Source organism: Paenibacillus sp. EB106-04-04-XG159 (assembly GCF_058791835.1).
Genome location: NZ_JBYTDY010000053.1, coordinates 1 through 523, shown reverse-complemented (window position 1 = coordinate 523; position 523 = coordinate 1). Strand labels below are relative to the sequence as shown.

Here is a 523-nt window from a genome sequence, read left to right as displayed (position 1 = left end):
GGGTGAAGTCGTAACAAGGTAGCCGTATCGGAAGGTGCGGCTGGATCACCTCCTTTCTAAGGATTCACGTCTCCTGCGACGGAGACATAAAACAACTAACATTCCGCTCGTTTTCAGTTTTGAAAGAGCAAACTCTTTCAAAGATGTTGTGTCCTTGATTCGTTGGAATCAAAGATGGAGCATCAACTGTACCTTGAAAACTGAATCGCGAAGTAAGAAAAGCGACTTAGAATATCCTCATCTTAATTGATGAAACTTAGTGAAGTGTTGACCTTGGTCAGCACGGAACGTTGGTTAAGCTATTAAGAGCACACGGAGGATGCCTAGGCACCAGGAGCCGAAGAAGGACGTGGCGAACAACGATACGCCTCGGGGAGCAGTAAGCATGCATTGATCCGGGGATTTCCGAATGGGGAAACCTAGCCGTCGTAATGGGCGGTTACTTACACCTGAATACATAGGGTGTAAGATGGCATACGAGGGGAACTGAAACATCTAAGTACCCTCAGGAAGAGAAAACAAT

At 46.5% G+C, this 523-nt stretch carries 2 rRNA genes; both read left to right on the top strand.

What is annotated here, in order from left to right:
* Positions 1-56: ribosomal RNA gene (locus AC3WTP_RS23325) — 16S ribosomal RNA — on the top strand; the annotation flags it as partial.
* Positions 57-292: 236 nt separating this feature from the next.
* A 23S ribosomal RNA gene (locus tag AC3WTP_RS23320) occupies positions 293-523 on the top strand; the annotation flags it as partial.